This window comes from Streptomyces sp. NPDC050806 (assembly GCF_055586425.1).
Window position 1 is genome coordinate 220,523 of sequence record NZ_JBVJIF010000005.1, and the last position, 20,845, is coordinate 241,367.

General features: G+C 71.7%; 19 protein-coding genes. 9 read left to right on the forward strand and 10 right to left on the reverse strand.

Features of this window, described 5'->3' with window-relative positions:
* Positions 1–25 precede the first annotated feature (25 nt).
* From ACZ6WH_RS17090 to ACZ6WH_RS17105, 4 genes are all read left to right on the forward strand, one after another.
* Positions 26–1,366, forward strand: coding sequence for a membrane-associated oxidoreductase (locus ACZ6WH_RS17090; protein ID WP_469729242.1), 1,341 nt, complete (start codon positions 26–28; stop codon positions 1,364–1,366).
* Between the two features lie 354 nt (positions 1,367–1,720).
* A complete protein-coding gene (locus ACZ6WH_RS17095) occupies positions 1,721–2,191 on the forward strand; it encodes a hypothetical protein (protein WP_469729243.1) in 471 nt (156 codons plus the stop codon).
* Positions 2,192–2,327: 136 nt separating this feature from the next.
* Positions 2,328–2,795, forward strand: coding sequence for a hypothetical protein (locus ACZ6WH_RS17100; RefSeq protein ID WP_469729244.1), 468 nt, complete (start codon positions 2,328–2,330; stop codon positions 2,793–2,795).
* A gap of 180 nt (positions 2,796–2,975) precedes the next feature.
* Positions 2,976–3,137: a hypothetical protein gene (locus ACZ6WH_RS17105; protein WP_469729245.1), complete on the forward strand. Its 162-nt coding sequence runs from the start codon at positions 2,976–2,978 to the stop codon at positions 3,135–3,137.
* A gap of 47 nt (positions 3,138–3,184) precedes the next feature.
* On the opposite strand, the gene ACZ6WH_RS17110 is transcribed toward ACZ6WH_RS17105, so the two are convergent.
* The gene (locus tag ACZ6WH_RS17110) at positions 3,185–3,898 is read right to left on the reverse strand and encodes a LysR family substrate-binding domain-containing protein (protein ID WP_469729246.1); all 714 of its coding nucleotides are present in this window, start codon (positions 3,896–3,898) and stop codon (positions 3,185–3,187) included.
* On the opposite strand from ACZ6WH_RS17110, the gene ACZ6WH_RS17115 reads away from it, so the two are divergent.
* On the forward strand, positions 3,897–4,481 hold the full coding sequence (locus ACZ6WH_RS17115) for a short chain dehydrogenase (protein ID WP_469729247.1): 585 nt from the start codon (positions 3,897–3,899) through the stop codon (positions 4,479–4,481). The genes ACZ6WH_RS17110 and ACZ6WH_RS17115 overlap by 2 nt on opposite strands.
* Before the next feature lie 274 nt (positions 4,482–4,755).
* Entirely contained in the window at positions 4,756–6,987 is a 2,232-nt protein-coding gene (locus tag ACZ6WH_RS17120; protein WP_469729248.1) for an ATP-binding protein, read from the forward strand.
* 95 nt (positions 6,988–7,082) lie between these two features.
* Here ACZ6WH_RS17120 and ACZ6WH_RS17125 read toward each other — a convergent pair whose 3' ends face one another.
* Complete coding sequence (locus ACZ6WH_RS17125) at positions 7,083–8,183, reverse strand: serine hydrolase domain-containing protein (RefSeq protein ID WP_469729249.1); 1,101 nt, start codon at positions 8,181–8,183, stop codon at positions 7,083–7,085.
* A 295-nt stretch (positions 8,184–8,478) separates the two neighbouring features.
* On the opposite strand from ACZ6WH_RS17125, the gene ACZ6WH_RS17130 reads away from it, so the two are divergent.
* Complete coding sequence (locus ACZ6WH_RS17130; RefSeq protein ID WP_469729250.1) at positions 8,479–9,135, forward strand: maleylpyruvate isomerase N-terminal domain-containing protein; 657 nt, start codon at positions 8,479–8,481, stop codon at positions 9,133–9,135.
* Positions 9,136–9,155: 20 nt separating this feature from the next.
* Here ACZ6WH_RS17130 and ACZ6WH_RS17135 read toward each other — a convergent pair whose 3' ends face one another.
* From ACZ6WH_RS17135 to ACZ6WH_RS17145, 3 genes are all read right to left on the reverse strand, one after another.
* A complete protein-coding gene (locus ACZ6WH_RS17135) occupies positions 9,156–9,974 on the reverse strand; it encodes an alpha/beta fold hydrolase (protein WP_469729251.1) in 819 nt (272 codons plus the stop codon).
* Between the two features lie 79 nt (positions 9,975–10,053).
* Positions 10,054–10,683, reverse strand: a complete 630-nt coding sequence (locus ACZ6WH_RS17140; protein WP_469729252.1) for a LysE family translocator — start codon at positions 10,681–10,683, stop codon at positions 10,054–10,056.
* Positions 10,677–11,801 carry a diaminopropionate ammonia-lyase gene (locus ACZ6WH_RS17145; protein ID WP_469729253.1) on the reverse strand — a complete coding sequence of 375 codons (1,125 nt, stop codon included), beginning with the start codon at positions 11,799–11,801 and terminating at the stop codon, positions 10,677–10,679. The genes ACZ6WH_RS17140 and ACZ6WH_RS17145 overlap by 7 nt, the downstream gene beginning before the upstream one ends.
* Positions 11,802–11,928: 127 nt before the next feature.
* On the opposite strand from ACZ6WH_RS17145, the gene ACZ6WH_RS17150 reads away from it, so the two are divergent.
* Together ACZ6WH_RS17150 and ACZ6WH_RS17155 are read left to right on the forward strand one after the other, a co-directional pair.
* Complete coding sequence (locus tag ACZ6WH_RS17150; RefSeq protein ID WP_469729627.1) at positions 11,929–12,849, forward strand: LysR family transcriptional regulator; 921 nt, start codon at positions 11,929–11,931, stop codon at positions 12,847–12,849.
* A gap of 77 nt (positions 12,850–12,926) precedes the next feature.
* Complete coding sequence (locus ACZ6WH_RS17155; protein WP_469729254.1) at positions 12,927–13,544, forward strand: RDD family protein; 618 nt, start codon at positions 12,927–12,929, stop codon at positions 13,542–13,544.
* Between the two features lie 107 nt (positions 13,545–13,651).
* Here ACZ6WH_RS17155 and ACZ6WH_RS17160 read toward each other — a convergent pair whose 3' ends face one another.
* From ACZ6WH_RS17160 to ACZ6WH_RS17180, 5 genes are all read right to left on the reverse strand, one after another.
* On the reverse strand, positions 13,652–14,857 hold the full coding sequence (locus tag ACZ6WH_RS17160; protein ID WP_469729255.1) for an alkyl sulfatase dimerization domain-containing protein: 1,206 nt from the start codon (positions 14,855–14,857) through the stop codon (positions 13,652–13,654).
* A 102-nt stretch (positions 14,858–14,959) separates the two neighbouring features.
* Complete coding sequence (locus tag ACZ6WH_RS17165; protein ID WP_469729256.1) at positions 14,960–16,357, reverse strand: DUF1254 domain-containing protein; 1,398 nt, start codon at positions 16,355–16,357, stop codon at positions 14,960–14,962.
* A gap of 54 nt (positions 16,358–16,411) precedes the next feature.
* Complete coding sequence (locus ACZ6WH_RS17170) at positions 16,412–18,538, reverse strand: acetate--CoA ligase family protein (RefSeq protein ID WP_469729257.1); 2,127 nt, start codon at positions 18,536–18,538, stop codon at positions 16,412–16,414.
* A gap of 27 nt (positions 18,539–18,565) precedes the next feature.
* Entirely contained in the window at positions 18,566–19,840 is a 1,275-nt protein-coding gene (locus tag ACZ6WH_RS17175) for an MFS transporter (protein WP_469729258.1), read from the reverse strand.
* 267 nt (positions 19,841–20,107) lie between these two features.
* Entirely contained in the window at positions 20,108–20,755 is a 648-nt protein-coding gene (locus ACZ6WH_RS17180) for a TetR/AcrR family transcriptional regulator (protein ID WP_469729259.1), read from the reverse strand.
* Between the last annotated feature and the right edge of the window lie 90 nt (positions 20,756–20,845).

The following is a 20,845-nucleotide window of genomic DNA, read 5'->3' on the forward strand; positions in this document are numbered from 1 at the left end:
TCCTCCGTCTCGGTAACGTCGCCGCGTGGCCCTCATAGACCTGACTCCCTTGGAAACCCGTATCCAGCGCGCCTTCGCCCGTGGGGAGCCGGCCGGAACAGCGGTACGAGCCGGAACGGTACGAGCTGCCGTCCTGCGCGCACTGCTCCTCTCCGCCCCGGACACGGAGGGCGGGATACCCGCGCTGGTGCTCGACGGTGTCACCGTCACCGGCCGGCTCGACCTCGCGTTCGCCGAGATCCCGTATCTGGTGCGGCTGACGAACTGCCAGTTCACGCACGCACCCGACCTGCGCGGCACCCGCCTGCGCCAACTCGACCTCCGTGGCTCACGGCTCCCCGGGCTCACCGCGACCGGACTGCGCGTCGAGGGCGATCTCCTGCTCGCCGGCTGCCACGTCACCGGCCCCTTGCGGCTCGGGCGCGCCCACGTCGAGGGCGACATCAGCGCCCCGCGCCTGGTGGCACACGGCGCCGTCGTACTGGAGGCGGCGCAGGTGGCGTGTGCCCTGGACCTGGAGGACGCGCGGCTGCACAACCCGGGGAGCACCGCGCTGGACGCGCCCGGCCTCAGCCTGGGCACCCTCCTGAACGCCGGCGGTCTGGTCGCCGAGGGCCGGGTCAGACTCACCGGCACCAGGGCCGGCGGCTGGATCTCCTTCATCGAGGCGCGGCTGCACAACCCCGGGGGAGTCGCACTGGGGCTCAGCAGCTGTGAGGCCCGTCAGCTCACCTTCCGCGACGCCCGGCCCATCGAGGGCGCCGTCAAGCTGCACGACTCCACCTTCAAGGCGATCGAGGCGGACCCCGCGGTGTGGCCCGGCATCGTACGCCTGGAAGGACTGACCTACCAGGCGCTCACGCCCCGGTTGCCGGCCGCCCGCCGGCTGCCGCTGCTGGAGCGCGACGAGGACGGTTTTGTCCGGCACGGTTACGAGCAGCTCGCCCGGGTCTACCGCGATACCGGCGAGGACGGCGAAGCACGGACCGTGCTGCTCGCCGGACACCGCCGGCACCGCCGGAGCCGGTCCTGGCCCGGACGGCTGTGGGGGTACCTCCAGGACGTGACCGTGGGCTACGGCTTCCGGCCCGCCCGGGCGGTGGCCTGGCTGGTCGCGCTGCTGCTGCTCGGCACCGTCACCTACGGACTGAATCCGCCGGCGCCCTTGGAGCCGGGCAAGGGCCCGGAATTCAATGCCTTCGTGTACGCGGCCGACCTGCTGCTCCCGGTCGTCGACTTCGGCCAGGAAAAGGCCTTCGCGCCGACCGGACCCTGGCAATGGCCGGCCTTCTTCCTGACCGCCGTGGGCTGGGTGTTCGCCACGACCGTCGCCGCCGGCGCGGCCCGCAGCCTCCAACGCCAGTGATGGTGCAGGGGTCGGCGAAAGGGCGGTGAAGGCCCACCGGGGCCGAGCGGGCCCCGAAAAGTACGGAGCACATAAAGACACGCACCCATAAGGAAGTTGGGTGGAATGATCAACACCTGATTGAATGGGGGTACGTGATCATGAGTCTCCGTCCTCGGAAAGGTGCGCCCTGATGTCTCCCGACCTCTGCCGGGTACCGACCGGGAAGCTCATGCTCACGCGTGGCCGGGCAGCACCTGTCGAACCCGCCGCATCTGTCATATCTGCCATATCCAGCGGCAGACCGCTGTCGAGGCGGCCTGCCCCGGCCGGACGACTCGGTGTTCTGCGCACTGCGGTCACGGGAGGGTGATCATGTTCCAGGCCCAGCACCAGTCTCCGTACCGGCCCCCGTCCCGGCCCCAGCGCCCCGCCCGGGCCGTCTCCCGTCCTTCCTCGCACCCCGCCCCGCGCTCCCGCTCCGCCGGCCCGTCCGGCGCTGCCACCGCCGACGTCCTGCGCACCATCGCCGACTCCCGTACCCCGGTGTTCGTCACCGTACGGGCCGGTGGACGGCGCCGGTACGGCTACTGGCAGCCGTACGACTCCCGTACCAACAAGGGGGGCTGCTACGTGGCGCTGCCGACCGCCGTCTGCGACGAGCTGTATTCCGCGGGCCGGCTGTCCCTGGGTGAGCCGCTGGAGGACCCGACCAAGACGACGTACCGGGTCCTGACCACCCACACCCCGACGGAGCCCGCCCGCATCGCGCCCACCCCGGTGCGTCTGCCGACCGCTCCCGCACGCGCGGTGGCCCGGCCCCAGGCCCAGCGACTCGCCGCCTGAGCGCGCGGGGGCGCCGACGAGGTGCCCGTTGTGTGACGGAAGAAGACGGGCGAAGGCGGGCCAACACGGAAGAGCGGCACACCGCTTGCCCCTTGCCCCTTGTCCCGTGCCGGAGTTGTTGTGATCGACTGGTGTCGTGGAAGCCATCTGGACGACTGTCGTAGCGGTTGTGGGCACGTTGCTGGGGTCCGTCATCACGCATGCGTTCCAGCGGCGGGCGTCGCGGCGCAGTGAGCTGTTCACCCGGTCCGAGGCGTTGCGGCAGGAGCGCATGGCCACCTACAGCGCGTTCGCCGAGGCGGCGGAGCAGTACCGCCATGGCCAGGCGGACCGCTGGTACCGCAAGAAGAAGGAGCCGGAAGGGGAGGCGTTTCTCGCGGCGCGGGACGAGGCACACCGCCTGAGAACCGAGGCCCGGCAAGCCCTCTACCGGGTCAAACTGCTCACTGATGACACCGAGGTGATCCGCGCGGCCGAGCGGGCGTACGAGTGCACCCGGGAGGTGTCCAACGCGGTGGACCAAGCGGACCGGAACAGCCGGGACGCCGAGGCCAAGCAGGCCATCGAGGCATTCGTCGCGCACGCCGCGCCACTGGTGCGCTGACCCTTGTGGCAGCCCTAGCCGGGCAGCACGCGCATCAGTGTGTCCCGGAGACCCGTGTGGCGGGTGGTTATGAGGCGGTGGAGGGACCGGGAGGCGAAGGCGACGCGCTGGGCGCCGCGGCGGCGCTCGGTGTCGTAGGCGCGCAGGGCGGACGGCAGGTCGCTCAGGCGGTGCTCCGCGATGATCCGCGTCAGCGCCTCGGCGTCGAGGATCGCGGTGCACGCCGCCGTGCTCCACCTTCTCGCGGACGGCCCCGACACGCTGGCCGCCGCCGGCCTGGACGACCTCGATCGCTTCGTCGACGACCTGCTGCAGACGCTGTATCCGGAGGGCGGGCGGTAGGAGGGCTCGTAGGCAGGGCTCATGTCAGTCGGGCCGGCCGGCTTCCGTCACCTGCCGTTCCACATGGCGGCGGAAGGCGTCCGTCGCACATGGCGGCGGAAGGCGTCCGTCGCCGGGTGGGCGGGGCGCGCTGGCCATGCGAGGAGGACGGTGACCGGGTCCGCGTCGCGCACCGGCAGGTAGCACACTCCCGGATGAGGGTGCTGGTGCACGGTGCCCTCGGCCGTGACGCCGACCGCCGCGCCGGTGGCGATCGTGGTCAGCCACTCGTCCACGCCCGGCACGGTCACGGTGCGCGGTCGCCGTCCCGCCGGCCACAGCTCGGCGCTGGTCGTCGCGGCCGTTGCGCACAGGGCCACCGTCTCCTCGCACAGTTCGGCCAACGCCACGTCCGTGCGGTCCGCGAGCGGATGCCCCACAGGCACGGCGGCCATCCGGCGCTCACGGATCAGCGCGCTGTGGACCACGTACGAGTCGTCCGGCTCCGGGCGCAGCCGTAGGAACGCCAGGTCCGCGTCGCCGCGGCGGAGCAGTGCCGCCGGATCGTCGGCCCGCCTGATGTGGACCGGAACCTCGGGATGCCGCTCGCGCCAGGCGCGGAGCAGCGGCACGGTGTGGCTGCCCAGCGCCGCCCACGCGAAAGCCAGCCGCAGGGGACGCGGTGTACCGTGCCCGGCCGCGTCGGCGAGGGCGTCGTCGAGCTGGCCGAGGATTCGGTGCGCGCTCTCGCACAACCGTGTGCCGGGCTCGGTCAGGCGCATGATCGGCGCGAGCGGCACCCTCGGCCGCGCCGTGCACCAGACCCTCGCAGACCGTGGCCACAAGGTCCGCACCGTCGGCCGCTCCTCGGGCGACCTCCGCTTCGACATCACCGACCCGGCGCAGGTCACCGCCCTCTACGAGGCGGCCGGACCGCTGGACGCCGTGGTCAGCGCGGCCGGCTCGGTGCCGTACGAGCCGCTGGCCGAACTCGGCCCGGACGACTGGCAGGCCGCCTTCACCGGCAAGGTGCTCTCCCAGGCCGAGCTGGTCCGCCAGGGCCTGACGCACGTCGCCGCGCGTGGCTCCTTCACCCTGATCACCGGCGTCCTCGCCCACGAACCGATCCGCACCGGCGCCGCCGCCTCCCTCGCCAACGGCGCCGTCGAGGCCTTCGTACGCGCCGCCGCCATCGAGATCGCCCCGCGTCGGGTGAACGCGGTCTCCCCGACCGTCTTCACCGAGCCCCCGGACACCTACGGCGACTTCTTCCCGGGCATGGGCTCGGTACCGCTGGAGCGTGTCGCCCAGGCGTACGTACGCTCGGTGGAGGGCGCGCAGACCGGCCGGATCTACCAGTTGTAGTCACTCCGGATCTACCAGCTGTAGTCACTCTCGGGGACCGCCGACGGCGACGGTCGGGTGTTGGTCCGCACCCTTTGCTGGGATGTTGGGCCGCACCCTTTCACCCCGTCGGGGAGCCCGTGCTGGTTCCGGAGAAGTGCCGCACCCCACCACGGCATTCTGTTAGCACCGGGAACAGCACACGGGGCGAGCGGAACGCGCACCTGGGACGCACGAGGCCGCGGAACGCACCGGGGCCGGACGAGGGGATGGCCGGTTGGTCACGGAACAGCGGGTGGGGAATCTGCCGGTCGAGGCGAGCCCCTTGGTCGGGCGCCGGGCGGAGCTGAGGCAGGTGGCGCGGCGGGTCGGGCGCTCCCGGCTGATGACGGTGACCGGTGTGGGCGGGGTGGGCAAGACCCGGCTGGCGCTGCGTACCGCGGCGACGCTCCAGCCGTTGTTCGCCGACGGGGCGTGGTGGGTCGAGCTGTCACCGCTGCGCCAGGGAAAACTGCTGCCGCACACCATCGCCGAGGCGTTGCCGCTCGCCGACCACTCCCCCCGATCGGTGATCGACATGCTGGCCGACCACCTGGCGGGCCGTCAGCTGCTGCTGGTGCTGGACACGTGCGAGCATCTGGTCGAGGAGTGCCAGATGGTCACCGAGGCGCTGCTGCACGCCGCACCGGGACTGCGGATCCTGGCCACCAGCCGCCGCCCCCTCAACCTGCTCACCGAAGAGGTGTTCACACTCGAACCACTCCCGCTCCCGGCGCCGGCGAAGCGGGAGGGCGGAGGCGTCGACCCTGCGGGCCCGGTGGACCCGACGGGCCTGGAGTATCGAGCGGACCCCGCGGGCCCGGCTGATCCGGCAGCAGACGGCACCGCCGCCGACGGCGCCGAGGCCGACGCGCTCGTACTGCTCGCCGACCGTGCCGCCCGCGCGGTGCCCGGCTTCGTGCTCACCCCCGCCAACCGGGCCGAGCTCGTGACCCTCTGCCGGCGGCTGGAGGGACTGCCGCTGGCGATCGAGCTGGCCGCGGCGCGGCTGCGCCATCTGCCGCTGGCGGAGCTGAACCGGCGGCTGGAGGAGGAGCGGTACGCACTCCTCGGCGAGACCGAGCACGCGGTGCAGGACACCATTCCTCCCTGGCACCAGGCGCTGCGTACCGCGATCGGCTGGAGCCATCAGCTGTGCACCCCGGCCGAGCGGCTGCTGTGGGCCCGGCTGTCGGTGTTCGCCGGGAGCTTCGACGCCGAGGCGGCCGAGCAGGTGTGTGCCGACACCCGGCTGCCGGCAGCGGACATTCCGGCCCTGCTCGGCTCCCTGGTGGAGAAGTCGATCCTGACCTGGCACCCGGCCGAGGCGGGGGAGCGGTACCGGATGCTCGACACCCTCCGCGAGTACGGCGGCAGCTGGTTGAGCCGGCTGGGCGAGGAGGACGCGCTGCACCGCAGGCACCGCGACCACTACGTGCGGCTGGCACGGGCCGGGGACGCCGCCTGGTTCGGTCCCGACCAGTTCGCCTGGTGCGACCGGATGACCGCCGAGCACGGCAACCTCCGTGCCGCGCTGGAGTTCTGCCTGTCCCGGCCCGCGGACCACCACACCGCGCTGGAACTGGCCGGCGCGCTGTGGTTCTTCTGGTACGGCTGCGGGTTCGTCACGGAGGGTCAGTACTACCTGAGCAGGGCACTGACCGCGGACACGGCTCCGAGTCGTACGCGCGTCAGGGCACTGTTCGGCTGTTGCATGCTCTTGTTCCAGTTGGGTGACCGAGCCGCTGCCGAGATCTGGGCCGCCCAGTGCGCCGATCAGGCAGGCCGGTTCGGCGAGGCCGAAGCCGCCACCGCGACCGCCACCGCCGTTCTCCTGGCGATCCTGCGGAGTGACTACAGGGAACTGGTGACCCTGAGCGAGTCGCTGCCGGTCCCGCGTCAGCGCATGGACGAGGTCGACTACCCCGTCGTGATGACGATGGCCGCCAGCGGCCACGCGTACATTTCCACCGGCCGCATCGAGCGGGCCGTAGCCGTACTGGACGGGCTGCACGCCTACTGCGCCTCGCACGACGAGTGCTGTCTGCGCTCCTGGGTCGAGATCAACTACGCCCAGGCCGAGCTGGCCCTGGGCCGGCACCTGACCGCGGAGGCATACGCCAGGTCTGCCCTCCAGGTGAAGCACCGGCTGCACGAAGGCGTGGGCAGGGGCATGGCCATCGAGGTGCTGGCCCAGGCCACGGCCGGCCTCGGCCGGAATAAGCACGCCGCCTATCTGCTCGGCCTCGCCCAGCAGATCTGGGGCACCCTCGGCCGGCCGCAGCTGGGCATCCCCGCATGGGAGGCCGACCGCCGGGCCTGCGAACAGCGCGCCCGGCAGGCGCTCGGTGCCCACGCCTACCAACGGGCTTTCGACACCGGCCTGCACGCCGATCTGGACACCGGCGTCGCCCGGGCCCTGGCCGGGGGCGAGCCCGGCCTGCCCCCCGCCCTTCCGGGGCCGGAGGGCGCCGCTCCCCGCACCTGAACGACCCACCCGCCTGCCGGCTCACATCTACCGGTCCACCTGCCTATCGGCCCACACACCGACCGGCCTACCCAACCGACCGAGCCTTGGGAAGGTCAGCTCCCGTCGAGCTCGGAGAGGAGGCCGAAGGTCAGCGAGTCGACGGGGCGGAGCCCGCCGTCGGCCTCGCTCCCCTCGCTGAAGGTGTTCACCATCATCACCACTGCCGTGCCGCTCCGCCTGCTGAACGCGGTACAGGTGCTGAAGCCGCCCGTGCCGCCGTTGTGCCAGGTCATGGCCCGGCCGTTGGACAGCGAGCCGATGTGCCAGCCGAGCCCGAGCCGCAGGTGCTCGGTCGCGGTGAAGTGCGGACGCTGGGTCAGTTCGATGGCCTCTCCGAACGGCGAGCGCTCCGGCCGCAGCTGTGCGCGCAGGAAGCGGACCATGTCGCCGGCGGTGCTGTAGAGGGAGGTGCCCGCACCGCTGAGAACGTGATCGTGCCAGTCGGGGACGGGTTCACCCGCGAGATGGCCCACGGCCTTGCGTGCCGCCATGTCCGGCCGCAGCTCCGTCGTCGTGTCGGACAGGCGCAGCGGTCCGGTCACGCGGCGCCGCACCATCGCGTCCACGTCGTCGAAGGCGAGGGCCTGGCCGAGCAGCCCGAAGCCGAGGTTCGAGTACTGGTAGGCGGTGCCCGGGTCGGTGAGCAGGGTCGTTCTGGCCAGACCGGCGGCCAGGTCGTCCAGTGTGTAGTGCGCGTACGGGTCGTACGGGTCCGCTTCCGTCAGCAGATTCGGCGGCAGCTGGGGCAGGCCGGAGGAGTGGGTCGCCAGGTCGGCCAGGGTGATCCGACGAGGGCCCCGGGCCGGGATGTGGAATTCGGGGGGAAGGGTGAGCGGCGCGTCGAGACGGACCGTGCCCGCACTCACCGCGCGCGCGAGAGCCGTGGCGGTGAGCGTCTTGCCGATCGAGCCGAGCTGGAACACCGTTCTGCGGTCCGGTGCCGCGTCGCGCCCGTTCCGGGACGCCCCCGCTATGTACTCCTGTGTGCCGCGGATGACGCCGCACACCACGCTCGGGCTGTCCTTCTCCAACGCGCGATCCAGGTAACGCCGCACCCGCGCGGCCAGATCGCCCTGGGCGGCCATGGCCGTGCCCGGCAACAGCGAAACACCGGCCGCGGCCGTCGCCATGCCCAGAAGCTTCCGTCGGTTCATCAACTACCCCTCCGTCGTTGATTTCGGTGCCGGAACCACCGCGGACATCAGCACGAGCAGCTTCGAGCAACTCCTCGGCGACCGCGCCTTGCTGCCCTGCGTAGTGTTCGCCCGTGGGCAGTTCCGGCGCACCGGTGAACAGCACCTCCCGCCGGGCGAGGGTCAGCCATGGCTCGATATTACGCTATTACGAAATTACGGAGAGGTGGGTGCGCGAGCCGAACCTCTCGCCGGGTGGCGAACCGCCCGCCCGAATCGCTTGTCCACCGCTCCGGTCCGGCCTTACCGTGCCGCCGTGGATCTCTTCTCACGCGCGTGGACGGCGTTGCTCACGGCCGTCGCCGACACCCCGGACGAGGACTTCGAGCGGCCGTCCGGCTGTACCGGCTGGCTCGTCCGGGACCTGGTGTGCCACCTGGTCATCGATGCCCAGGACGTCCTGATCACCCTGGTCACACCCGCCGACACCGAACCGACCGTGGACGCGGCCACCTACTGGGACCTCGCCGACGCACCCCCGACCGGCGAGGACCCGCTCGACGCGCTGATCCCCCGGCTGGCCGCCGCGTACGGCGAGCCGAGGTGGCTCAAGTTCCACCTCGACGACGTCGGTTCGGCCGCCGGGCGCGCCGCCGGACTCGCCGACACCACCGCCCGCGTCAGCACGCAGGACAAGGTACTGACCGTCGGCGACTACCTGTCCGCGTACGTACTCGAATGGACGCTGCACCACCTCGACCTGATCGCCCACCTGCCCTCGGCCGCCGGGCCGCCCGCCGAGACCCTCGCGGCGGCACGCACAGCACTGGAGAGGATTGCCGGCGCCGACTTTCCGGCCGCGCTCTCCGACAGGGACGCGCTGCTGGTCGGCACCGGCCGACGCACGCCGGCCGAGAGGGAGACGGCAGCACTCGGCGAGATGGCCACGCGCCTCCCCCTCATCCTCGGCTGAACGGGCCCCGTAGGAGGGGCCTACCGCGGGACGCCGGGTACCTCCCGGGCCAGGAAGGCGAGCAGGTGCCGGTTGAAGACCTCCGGCTGTTCGGCCCCGGGCAGGTGGCCCGCTCGGTCGATGACCGCGAGCCGGGCGTGCGGCACATGGCTTCGGATCTCTTCGGCGTCCGCCAGCGGGGTGTAGACGTCATCGGCCCCCACGAGGAGCAGCACCGGTACGTCGACACCGCTCAAGCCGGGTCGGTAGTCGGGGCGTTCGGCCCTGCCCCGCAACGCTGCCGCCGCGCCGCGCGGATCGGTCGCGCGCATCATCGTCAGCACCCGGTCGGCGACCTGGGGGAGGGCGGAGACGTTGTACGCGGCGAGCATCTTGTCGATGACTTCACCGGCGTACCCGTCCATGCCCTCGGCGAGGAGGCGGTCGGCCAGGTGATTGCGGAACAGCTTCCCGTCCGGCGTCTCCGCCGGCGCCGAGCTGTCGGAGAGCACCATGGCGGCGACACGGTCGGGATGGCGGGCCTGCATCTCCATCGTGATCTGGCCGCCCATGGAGACGCCGCCGACCACTGCCGTGGGTATGCCCAGATGGTCGAGGAGAGCGGCGAGGTCGTCGGCGAAGTCGGACAGGTACACGAGGTCGCCGCTCACGGGACTCTGCCCATAACCTCGCAGGTCCGGGGTGATCACCCGGTAACCGGCCGAGGCAAGGGCGTCGGCCTGCGGATCCCACAGCGTCCGGTTGAAGGGATGCCCGTGAATGAGCAGCACGGGCGTGCCGTCGGTGGGTCCCTGGACACCGTAGGCGAGCACGGTGCCGTTGAGTGAAGTGGTGTACATCGGCAGAGTCACTTTCTCTTCATGATGCTCTGTCAGTCCCCGGTGGCCTGCGTGAACCGCATCCTTCCAGGTTCCGCGGTCAGCCGGAGGCCGCGGCGACCGCGAGGCCGAAGCCGATCAGTACGACGCCCGTGGTCCGTTCGAGAGCACGGCGGACCCGCGGCCTGTGGAGTACGGGCCCGGCCTTGGACAGCAGGAGCACATAGCCGCTCAGCCAGGCCAGGGTGAGACCGGCGTGGAGGAGGACCAGGAGCGTCATGGCCCAGGCGGTGGGGAGCCCGGCAGGTGCCAGGGTGGGCAGAAGCCCGGTGTAGAAGACCGCGATCTTCGGGTTGAGGACGTTGCTGATCAGGCCGGTCCGCCATGGACTGCCGGTGGTGGCCCGGGCGTCGGCATCCGGTGTGGCGGGAGAGGAGAGGGCGGCGCGGCGGTGCTGCCACAGCGTCTGCGCGCCCAGGAAGACCAGGTAACCGGCGCCCAGGAGCTTGAGTACGAGGTATGCGGCAGGCGAGGCGGCCAGTACGGCAGCGAGCCCGGCGACGGTCAGCGCGCCCCAGACCAGCAGCCCGGTCGCGATGCCGCCGACCGTCCGCAGCCCGTCCCGGGGCCCGGCCACGACGGCGCGGCGGGTGACGACCGCCATGTCCGGGCCCGGCACGATGGTCAGCAGGCCGAGGACGCCGAGTGCGGCCATGAGTGGGGTCAGCATGGATCAACCGGGGAGTGCGGGTTGGCGGCGGTGCCCTCGGTGCTCAGGAGTACGACCACTGAGCGCGGGTCGAGGCCCAGTGCCGCGCGGCGTACGTCGGCGCCCACGCCGGTGAGTGCGGCACGCAGGCCGGCGAGCGCCGCGGCCCCGCAGGGGCCCGAGGAGACGCCGAGCGCGGCGAGGTCGGCGGCCGCGCGGGCGCTGTCGGCGTCGGGGACGGCGACGGCGGCGTCCAGTCCGCCGTGCAGGCAGGGCCAGGCGATGCTGGAGGGTGTGCCGCAGTTCAGCCCGGCCATGATGGTCTCGCCGGTGGTGACACTGACGGGTTCACCGAGGACGAGGCTTTCCAGGACGCAGGCCGCGGCTTCCGGCTCCACGGACAGCAGCGCAGGCGCACGCTCGGACGGGCGGCTGCGGTAATGGGTGACCACCGCCTGGCCCAGCGAACCCACACCCACCGGTACGGCGACGAGGCCGGGCCCCTGGGCGATTCCCGCGGCCGCCAGCTGCTCGTCGATCTCGGTGCAGAGGGTGCTGTAGCCCTCGACGATCCAGCCCGGGATCCGTTCGTACCCCGGCCAGGCGGTGTCCTGGACCAGGACCGCGTCCGATGCGGCAGCCGCCCTGGCCGCCAGCCGTACTGCCTCGTCGTACGGCCCCGGGACCTCCGTGACCTGCGCCTGCTCGGCGGCGATGGCCGCCACGGCCCGCGGATGCACGCCCTGCGGAACGAAGGCATGGGCGCGCTGCCCGAGCAGGCGCGCCGTACGGGCCACCGCCCGGCCGTGGTTGCCGTCGGTGGCGGTCACCAGCGTCACCGGGCCCGCTTCCGCGCCGTTCGAGGCCCGCTCGGCGAGTGTGCGGTGGACCGCCCAGGACGCGCCGAGCGCTTTGAATGCGGGCAGTCCCAGCCGGGACGACTCGTCCTTGACGAAGACCCGGCCGACCCCCAGCTCCGCCGCGAGGGGCGGGAGGTCGGTCAGCGGAGTGGGGGAGTAGTCGGGCAGGGAGGAGTGGAAGCTCCGCACTTCGGCGGGTGCGGGGGCACACCGCCACGTACGGGCGCTGGGCCGCTCGTACCACGGCAGCGTACGGAGAGGGGACGCGTTTCTCGCCACGTGATCAGTCACATGATCAGGGTCCGGTACGCCCCTCCGATCGGTCCAGCGAATGTTTCCGACGGATACTCTTCGGAAAAGCCGACCAGTGGCTGCACTGCGCGACGGCAAGGAGACCGGTCTGCCGATGTTCGACCTGCACCGACTGCGCCTGCTGCGCGAACTCAAGCAGCGCGGCACGCTCGCGGCCGTCGCCGCGGCCCTGTCCTACGCCCCGTCCTCCGTCTCCCAGCAGCTCGCCCAGCTGGAAGCCGAGGTCGGCGTCCGGCTGCTGGAACCGGTCGGGCGGCGGGTACGGCTGACCGAGCAGGCCGAGATCCTCGTCGCCCACACCGATGCGGTCCTGGAACGTCTGGAGCGCGCGGAGGCGGACATCGCCACCTCCCTCGCCGCCCTGACCGGCACGCTGCGCATCGCGTCGTTCCAGACGGCTGCCCTCGCCCTGGTGCCGACCACGCTCGACCTGCTGCGCGACCTCCACCCGCACCTGCGCGTCCACGTCACGCACATGGAACCGGAAAGGGCGCTGCCCGCCCTCCAGGCCCGCGATTTCGACCTGGTCCTCGCCGAGGAGTACCCCGGCAACCCCAATCCGCGGCCCGCCGACCTCGAACAGCAAGACCTCTTCGAGGACCCGCTCCATCTCGCGTTGCCCGCAGCGGCCGACGGGCCGGGCACCGCCGACAGTCCGCCGGCGGCCTTGCGCTCACTCGCGGACCACCCCTGGGTGATGGAGCCCGAAGGCACCGCCGCCCGGCACTGGGCCATGACGTTGTGCCGCAACGCCGGATTCGAGCCCGATGTGCGGTTCGAGACCACGGACCTCCTGCTCCACCTCCGCCTCGTCGAGCAGAAGCACGCCGCCGCCTTCCTTCCCGACCTCCTCTGGCGCGGCCACCCGCCGGCCGTCCCCCTCCGGCGCCTCCCGCGCGGCCAGCGCGCCCGCCGCGTCTTCACCGTGGTACGCCGGGGCCGCAGCGGGCACCCCGCCATCCTCGCCTGCCGGGACGCGCTCCTCCGGGCCGTCGCCCTGCACCCCGCCGGATGATCGTTGTCACTGACGCCCCATACGCTGTGTCCTGCAAGTCCCTCATGGGTCAGCAGTGAACCGAAGGAGTACGAGCAGTGAGTCACCCCGGGCCGCCGCCGCAGGCGTCGTACGGCTACCCGCCCCAGCAGCCGGCGTACGGATACCCGCCGCAACAGCCGTACGGGTATCCGCAGCAGGCCGGGGCGCCGTACCCGCCGCAGCAGCAGCCGTGGGCCCCGACCGGGCCGCAGCAGCAGCCGCCGTACGCGGGCTGGTTCCAGCGCGCGGGCGCGTTCCTGCTCGATGTTCTGATCAACTTCGGCCCGCTGTGGGTAATGGTCGGCATCAGCACCGCGATCGAGGAGAGCACCGGCGAGAGCGGGGACGCACTGGCGGTCGTCCTCGGCTGGGTCGGCGTCCTGGCGATGATCGTCGCCGTGGTCCTCCAGCTGCGGCTCGAAGGCCGCACCGGACAGACCGTGGGCAAGAAGGTCCTCGGCATCCGGGCCATCCGCGCCGCCGACGGCCGGATGCTCGGCGTGGGCCTGGCCTTCGGCCGCCGCCTGCTCCAGTTCCTCAACAACGTGGTGTTCGGGCTGGGCTGGTGGTGGGCCATCTGGGACGCCAGGAGCCAGACGTTCGCCGACAAGATCGCCAGCGTGATCGTCGTCCGCGCCGACGCCGTGCCGACGCCGCAGCACCCCGGCATGTGAGCATCTCGCAGCACCGCGGCCCGTCGCTCTTCCCGGAGCGGCGGGCCGCTTTCCTTGTGGTGTCCCGTGGCGTCCCCGTGGTGGTGGATCGCCGTCGCCCGCGCGGTTCAGGAGGAAGCGGTGTAGCAGCTCCGGGAGACGTAGCTCGTGGCGTCCTCCTTGCGCAGGGCGCAGAGATCGGCCTTGAGCTTGCGGGCCAGGGCGACGTGGGGGTCGTCGCCGGGAGCGAGTGCCAGCAGGTCGATGACGTGCAGCGCCTCCTGCACCCGCCCGGAGTCACGGAGCCGGGCGGCATGGTCGAGTACCGCCTGTTTGTCGGCGATGGCGTCGGCGCGTACGGCGGCGGCCGTCGCGGGCCGGCAGGGGTGCAGATGGGTGGGGTTGCCGTCCCACCAGCCGGTTTCCGAGCGGACGATGTCGCGCGCGATGAACTCTCGGTGGCCGTAGTTCTCCCGCATCCAGGGCACGTCGAAGAGTTCGGCCGGGTAGTCGATGTCGTGCAGGATGTCGTCGACGCCCATGCCCTGGTTGAGGCGGTCCACCACTGCGCGGCGCAGCCAGCGCAACGCGGCGGCGGTCGCGGTCAGTTGCTCGACGGCGCCGTCGCGGATGGCCGGGCCGAATTCGGGGATCACGAGCGCCGGATCGAGAGCGGCGAGCCGGTCGAGGGTGTCGGCCCAGCGGATGGTGTCGCGCATCGTCCGCATGGGGGTGCCGATGTTGGGAATGCCGTTGATCACTGCGGCGCCGGCGTACAGGATCCGCTCCTCCGGCAGCCACACCGCCAACGCGTCGTCCGTCTCCGACGGTGCCCACAGCAGCCGGACCGCGCGTCCCGTGGCGTCCAGGGTGAGCGATTCGGTGAAGGTCCGGTCGGGGAACGTCAGTGGGGGAGACGAGGGGAAGTCCTCGATGGGGCGACGGAACTGGCGTGCGTTGATGTGGTTCTGCAGTCCCGCGGTTTCCTGGTAACGGCGGTACCGGCGAACGACGTTGGCGTGCGCGATCACTGTCGGACGCGGCTCGCCCCGTTCCTCGGCGGCCTCGACGAACCCGGGCACGCCGTAGTTGTAGCCGAGGTGGCCGTGGCTGTAGGCGATCCAGCGGACCGGCTTGCCGGTCAGTTCGCGGAGCCGGTCGACCACGGGGCGGACGAGGTGGGGCGACGGCCCGGAGTCGACGATCAGCAGCCCTTCGTCGGTCTCCACGGCCAGGCTGTTGCCCTGGAGCCCGATGGTGTGGACGCCGGGCGCGATGGCCCGCACGTCACGGTGTCCGAGCAGTGGGTTCGACTCCTCATTCGTGGCCAGCATGAAGCGAGCTCCTTGAGTACGTAACGGTGCGCGTCGAGGCGCGGTGCGAGCGGTGTACGTGGCGTACGCCGGTACTTGAGTACGCGGTGCGTGCGGCGTGCGTCAGCGCCGCTGGATCGGGGGCAGCACGTATCGGCCCTGCAGCATCTCCTGCCGCGGCTGATAGAAGCGCAGAGTCAGCTCGAAGTCTCCGGGCGGCGCGGGCAGCCAGTTCGAGGTGCCCTCGGCGGGTTCGTGGTGCTGGACGAGGATGTCGAGGGACCCGTCGTCGCCGTGGGCGAGGCCGGGCGTGCGGTCGCCGATCGCGTACCGGTCGATGGCGTTCTCGACGAGGAAATTGTCCTGGTCGTAGGCGGTGAGGGACCAGAAGGCGGCCACGGGCGGGAGCCGGTCGGCCGGGAAGTGAAGGCGGTAGGCGTGCTGACCGCTGAGCCGGTGGCCGGCGGCGTCCCTGCGGGTACTGGCGTAGACCGCCTCCTCCGCGGTGAGCGCGCCGAGGCCGTGGCGGGCGATGAGGGCGCGGAGCAGGTAGTTCTGCCCGTAGGTCCCGATGCCGAGGTCGTAGGACCAGCCGGTCCGTGCGGCCCCGCTCTTGTCGCCCCGCTCACCATCCGTTCCCTTTGTTGCCTTCCCTCCTCGCATCGACTCCCGGGCTTCGAGGAGGCGGTCGGCGAAGCGGACCGCCTGTTCCAGCGCCGGCCGGGTCAGGTCGTCAGCGGTCTCGGAGGGGCGGAGCCCGGGGCCGATGCCGAGGGAGGCGAACCGGTCCAGGAGGCCGGTTTCCGAGGCGGGCGGGGGATTGAGAAGGAGAGCGGAGCCGAGCTCGTCGAAGAAGGAGATGCCCGCGGCGCCGATGTCGTGGGGCGAGGGTATCGGCCCCGTGGACCATTCGGCCGCCGCGTCGCCCTCGCCGGCGACCGGGGTGAGCCGGTACCGGGTGATGAGATCGGTTGCGGTCTCGAGGTCCGGCTCGCCGTCGACGATCGTGCGCCCGAGCAGCCACACCGTGTTGGTCGGGGCCTCCAGGACGGGGAGGTCCGGCAGGCCGGGGAGGCTTTCGTGGCCTTGCGGTCCGACGATGAGATGGCGGCTCGCTTCGGTGCCGGTGACGCGTCGGCCCACGTACGCCCATGTGTTGGTATAGGCGTCCAGGAACTGGAAGCTGTAGTACCGCCCGTTGACGTCGGGGACCTCCAGGATCAGTGGTCCGTGCGAGAGGTCGAGCCAGGCGGAGGAGTACAGCGTGTCATTGTTCGGCTTGACGATTTCACGATCGCGCGGGGTCGCCGGCTTGGAGCGGTGCTGGAAGGTGTTGGCCGGGGCGCCGCGGCGGTGCTCCCGGTGTGTCAGCAGCTTCCGGGTGCGTTCCATGAGGACCAGTGGGTAGCCCCACAGGTATGCCTCGAATGCGGTCGTGAAGGCGTCCGTGGCGCGCGGGGCGAAGGTCGGCGTGCGGTGCTCCACTGTCGATGTCGTCCGGTGGGGTGCGGTCGCAGGCATGGCTGTGTTGCCCTTCTGTCTTCGGTGGGTGCGCGAGGCGTTGGCCGTTCGTCGTTACGTGAGGGGGTTCGCCGCCGCGTCGGCGGAGAGCACGATGAGTGAGTCGACGGCGATGGGGGAGCCGTCATGGCGTACGAGCAGTGGGTTGATGTCGAGTTCGGCCACCGCCGGTGCGCGCACCACGAACTCCGCGACCAGTGACAGCACCTCAGCGAAGGCGGCGGTGTCCAGTCCCGGATGCCGCCCGGCCAGTGCCGCGGTCACCCGGCGTACGGTCCGAGGTGTCGCGGGCAGCCGGATGACGTGCCGTTGCTCGCCCGTGGCCTCCGCCCGGTCGCCACCCGGCCCGACGACGAGGGCCGGCCCGTACTGCGGGTCACGGATCGCCCCCACGGACAGTTCGCCGCAGTGGGAGAGCTGCGGCTGCACCACCGCCCGTGCGTCGCGCAGGCCCAGCTCATCGGCCCGTTTCAGCAGCGTTGCGGCCACCTCGGTGACGTCGGCCTGCGGGGTCCCGAGGCGTACGAGGCCGAGTCGGGCACGGTGCGGGGCATCGGGGGAGTCGACCTTGACGACGAAGGGGCCACCCTCGTACGGGGAAGAAGCCGTGCCCCTACCGGTGGCGGCGGCAGGGCCACCGGCTGCCGAGAGGTCCGTGCACTCCGGGGCCCCGGCGTCGACCGAGTCCACGTACGGAACCCCCAACTCGCCCAGGATTTCACCGGCCAGGATCTCGGTCACCACACCGGGCTCGCGCGGCAGCCGGGAGGCGGCCCTTGCTGCCGCGTCCGCGGTATCCGCTGCCGGGCCTTGGTCGAGGGGACTGGGGGCGTGGTCGCGGACGAGGCCGGGGAGCGCTCGCGTGAAGCTCGCGATGCTGGAGTGCACGACTCCTGTAGGCGTTCCGTCCAGCGCGCCGGCGGGTGGGCTCGCCCAGATCAGCCAGCCGGGGGTGCGCAGGCCGGCGAGGGTGTCGGCGAGCTTGCGGTACTCCGCCAGGAAGTGGTCGCCGAAGGTGAAGTAGCAGACGATGCCGTCCAGCGAAGGGTCCTGGTCCAGCGTCGCGAGCAGCGCGTCGAACGAGTCCGCGCTCCGGTAGAACTGCCCGCCCAGGTCGATGGGATTGTCGATCGCGGCCACGCCCGCAAGCTCCAGGGATGCCACCGCGGCGCGCGTGCGCGGTCCTAGTTCGGGCACCTCGGCGCCGAGCGCGGTCAGCCGGTCGGCGAGCACCGCACCGGCACCACCGGACATGGACAGCACGGCGAACCGGGGTTTCGGAGGCAGCGCCACGGGGAGTTGTGCCGCCGCCATCAGGTCGGCGAACGACTCGTCGTCCTCGGCCATGACGATCCCCGCGTCGCGGCACAACGCGCCGAAGAGCAGGTGGTCACCCGCCACCGCGGCGGTGTGCGAGAGCGTGGCCCGGCTGCCGGCCGCGCTCGCACCGGCCTTGAGGACCACGACACGCTTGTCGAGTTCGGTGGCCCGCTGCCCGAGCCGGGCCAGCGCGGCAGGGTCCCGGATCTGCTCCACATACAGGCCGAGGACCCGCACGTCGGGCCGTTCCAGGAGGTAGGAACCGACATCGTTGAGGTGCAGGCACGCTTCGTTGCCCACACTCGCGTAGTAGGAGTACCCGGTGCCCCGCTGGTTGAGGAGAGCGGCCAGCACGAACCCCATCGCGCCGCTCTGGGTGACGATGGCCAGCGGCCCCGGCGCCGGCGCCGGGCGTTCCACGTAGGCACTCGCGGTCACCTCGGCCGCGGCGGGCTTGCTGATCAGGCCGAGACAGTTCGGCCCGAGCAGCGGCATGCCGTCCGCGGCGGCCCGCAGCCGTTCCTGCCGCGCACGGCCTTCCGTACCGGCCTCGGCGAAACCGGCGGAGAACAGGACCACCGCGCCCACGCCTCCGCGCCGGGCCCGGCCGACCACGTCGACGGCGGACTCCGCAGGTACGGTGACGACGAGCAGGTCCAGGGTGTGTCCCTCGGCCATCAGGTCGTCGATGACGGGGAGCCCGGGGTTCGGGTCCCGCGGCTCGACGGCGTAGAGCTCCCCCGCGTAGCCGCCGGCCTGCAGCAGTTCGACGACGCGGCGGCCCCAGGTACCGGGCCGGGACGACAGCCCGATCACACCGATGCGGGCGGGGAAGAAGAGTGCGTCCAGTGGATCGGACATCGGTCACCTCCGTGCGGGGTACGGGGATCAGCCGGTCAGCCCGAAGCGGCGGGCTTCGCGCTCGGGGTTGATGCACAGTGCGCCGATCAGGCCGCCGGCGATCAGCAGCCCGGCGCAGATGGTGAAGGCGCCCTGGAAGCCCGCGCCCGCCGAGGCCGTCGCGTCGATGATCCGGCCGGTGACGGCAGGGGCGACGACCCCGGCCAGGGTCACCAGCGCGGTGCCGGTGGACAGCACCGCGCCCCGGCGGCGGACGGGTACGACCTGCGCCCCGATGAGGAAGTTCAACGGGAACAAGGCGCTGGGCAGGCCGAATGCCACGGCCATCAGGAGTACGGCGACACCGCCCTCCGTGTGCGGCAGGGCGAGCATGCACACCCCGGCGGTGCTCACCACCAGCCCGCCGGTGATGCCCCGCGCGATCCGTCCGGAGGCACCGTTGCGCATCCACCGTCCCGTGATCCAGGGGATGCCCAGCAGTACGACCGCGCTGACGATGTGCGGGATGACCACGAGGTTCCCGGCCGCTGCCGCGTTGTACCCGAGGCCTCTCTCCAGGTACGCCGGAAGCCACGCCACCCCGAGCGCCAGCGTCCAGTAGGCGCCGATCCCCGCGGCCAGAGTCCCGAGCCAGGTGCCGTTGAGGAAGAGCCGCCGGTAGGAGACGTGCGGCTCCTCCCGGGCGGCAGCCGCGTCCTGGGCGGTGGCCTCGTCTCCGGTGCCGTGCGCCGCGGCGCCGTAGGTGGCCAACGGGCCTTCGCGGCCGACGAACGCCCACACCACGACCCAGACCAGTCCGGCCGCGGCGAGCACGGCGAAGGCCGACCGCCAGCCGTGGTGCGTGATGAAGTGCACCAGGAGGGGAGTGGCGACGATCAGTCCCAGCGCTCCGCCCATATTGATCAGCGCCGTCGGGACCGACCGGGAGCGCTCGGGGAACCACTTCTGCACCGCGTGCACCGCCATCGGCGCCGTCGGCCCTTCGGCGGCGCCCAGGGCGATGCGGCTGGCGTACAGCGCGGGCACACCGGCGGCCAGCAGTACCGGGAGCGCGGTCAGCGACCACAGCACCGCGAGCGATGCCAGGATCCAGGTCGTACGCACCCGGTTGGAGACGAACCCCACGATCACCGCCGACAGGCTGAACAGCAGATAGAAGCTGCTGGCGATCGCGCCGTACTCACCGGAGGTGAGGTGGAACTCCCGCATGATCGGCCCGGCGGCGAGCCCGAGCACCGCCTTGTCCGCGAAGTTGATGACCATCAGCGCGATCACCATCGCCGTGACCGCCCAGCCCCGCATGTTGCGCGGCCCGGTCCTGTGCGTGCCGCTCCTAGCGTGCCGTCCGACCACCTGCGGAGCCGCCATGGCCACCCGCCTCCTATGGACGTCGATGGGCGTCTGGGCATACCGAGCGGTATGTCCAACGCCACCGATAAAACCCGGGTCTTTAGCGTTTCGTCAACGGGAGGGACGAGAGTTTTTAGCGAAGCGCTAAACGCCGGCAGCCGTGACCGCAGCACTGGATACCGTGATGAGCTGCGGAAACGGGCTGGTTGAGGGGAGCGGTCAGCTCTTGCCGGGGTCTTCGGAAGGGCCGTCCACGGCACTGGAGAGTCGCTCCACGAGGGTGAAGACCCGCTCGTCGAGCTCGCGGACACCCACCCCGAACTCCTTCGCCAGCCGTGCGCGCGAGAGGGAGTACCCCATCGTGAGGGAGTTGAGCGTGGCATGCAGGGCCACCAGGTCGACATCCCCCTCGATCAGCCCCGCGTCCTGGTCCCGCCGGAGCAGTTCCTGGGTACGCGACAGATCCGGCATCAGCCTGAGCTGCGTGTCGTTGTCGAGAAGCAGCAGGACCGCCAGCCGGAGGGCGGAGGCGTAACGTACGGTGCCCTTCAGGGCATGCCGGGCACGGGCACCAAAACGCGCGGGGCGGTCCAGGAGGCGGATGGCGAGGATGCGTTCACGGAGGTTCCGCCGCAGCGCCGAGCGCAGCAAGTCCCGGCGGGAGCCGAAGTAGTGGTAGACCAGACCGCGGTTGACGCCCGCGTGATCGGCGACCTCGCGCAGGTTCAGACCGCCGAGTACACCGTCGCGCTCCAGCAGTTCCAGAGCGGCACGTTCGAGTGTCTGCGCGGTGAGCTCGGCATCCATCGACGGGCCGCCGGCCGTCCCCCTCTTGCCCACACTCTCACCCCGCGACTCGGCAACCATGACGACCATCGTAAGTTCCCCCGCGCCGTCCGCCACGGCACGTACGGTCCGCCACGGCACGTACGCCCGAAGAGCGGCCATGTACGCCCG

Bases quoted from the DNA above. Each gene is read 5' to 3' on its own strand.
- ACZ6WH_RS17180 (WP_469729259.1), bottom strand. From the start codon at position 20,755: ATGGTTGCCGAGTCGCGGGGTGAGAGTGTGGGCAAGAGGGGGACGGCC.
- ACZ6WH_RS17095 (WP_469729243.1), top strand. From the start codon at position 1,721: ATGTTCCAGGCCCAGCACCAGTCTCCGTACCGGCCCCCGTCCCGGCCC.
- ACZ6WH_RS17165 (WP_469729256.1), bottom strand. From the start codon at position 16,357: ATGCCTGCGACCGCACCCCACCGGACGACATCGACAGTGGAGCACCGC.
- ACZ6WH_RS17175 (WP_469729258.1), bottom strand. From the start codon at position 19,840: ATGCGGGGCTGGGCGGTCACGGCGATGGTGATCGCGCTGATGGTCATC.
- ACZ6WH_RS17135 (WP_469729251.1), bottom strand. From the start codon at position 9,974: ATGTACACCACTTCACTCAACGGCACCGTGCTCGCCTACGGTGTCCAG.
- ACZ6WH_RS17150 (WP_469729627.1), top strand. From the start codon at position 11,929: ATGTTCGACCTGCACCGACTGCGCCTGCTGCGCGAACTCAAGCAGCGC.
- ACZ6WH_RS17125 (WP_469729249.1), bottom strand. From the start codon at position 8,183: ATGAACCGACGGAAGCTTCTGGGCATGGCGACGGCCGCGGCCGGTGTT.
- ACZ6WH_RS17170 (WP_469729257.1), bottom strand. From the start codon at position 18,538: ATGTCCGATCCACTGGACGCACTCTTCTTCCCCGCCCGCATCGGTGTG.
- ACZ6WH_RS17160 (WP_469729255.1), bottom strand. From the start codon at position 14,857: ATGCTGGCCACGAATGAGGAGTCGAACCCACTGCTCGGACACCGTGAC.
- ACZ6WH_RS17140 (WP_469729252.1), bottom strand. From the start codon at position 10,683: ATGCTGACCCCACTCATGGCCGCACTCGGCGTCCTCGGCCTGCTGACC.
- ACZ6WH_RS17105 (WP_469729245.1), top strand. From the start codon at position 2,976: ATGATCCGCGTCAGCGCCTCGGCGTCGAGGATCGCGGTGCACGCCGCC.
- ACZ6WH_RS17110 (WP_469729246.1), bottom strand. From the start codon at position 3,898: ATGCGCCTGACCGAGCCCGGCACACGGTTGTGCGAGAGCGCGCACCGA.
- ACZ6WH_RS17115 (WP_469729247.1), top strand. From the start codon at position 3,897: ATGATCGGCGCGAGCGGCACCCTCGGCCGCGCCGTGCACCAGACCCTC.